We start from the raw sequence: 525 nt of genomic DNA, 5'->3' as shown, positions 1-525 counted from the left end.
ATCTGAAGACTCCCTTATATGTGTATTCGGTGTATGCTCCGGTGGGATATGTTATTTTATTTAACTTCTTCATTGAGGCAGGGTAAATACAAACGGAATCCCCTCTCATGTATAAATCGTCTCTATATGTATACTGGTATTTTACAGACCTGTTTTCAAAGTCCTTGCGTTCTGTAACAAGATATCCGTAGGTATAAATCAGTTCGTTTTCCTTGTTGGGGTTATAGTGCTGATACTCCTGAGCCAGGGAATAGACAATCCTTTTGTCATCAGGAGCATTTACCACCACCTGCAAATGGGCAAAATTATAATTTATTGTGACTTCACGGTTCAGGGAATCAATTATCCTGGTGACAACGGGATAATTATTAATCAGTGTGTGCTGGTATTCTATGGCGTTGCCGAATCTGTCCACCTTCTTCAGCAGTCTTCCGTCAGCGGCAAAATACTTTTTTATGCCGTCCTTATACTGCAAGACATATTGAGAAACAATGCCCTGTCCGTTTATACAGGTATTGTCATATT

General features: G+C 39.8%; 1 protein-coding gene. It reads right to left on the bottom strand.

The window, feature by feature from the left end:
• Positions 1–525 (bottom strand): hypothetical protein (locus CLHUN_RS22320; protein WP_165755838.1); only part of this gene is annotated, 525 nt, incomplete at both ends.

The organism is Ruminiclostridium hungatei, assembly GCF_002051585.1.
GTDB classification, from domain to species: Bacteria; Bacillota; Clostridia; order Acetivibrionales; family DSM-1351; genus Ruminiclostridium; species Ruminiclostridium hungatei.
This window is presented reverse-complemented; position numbering and strand designations above follow the sequence as displayed.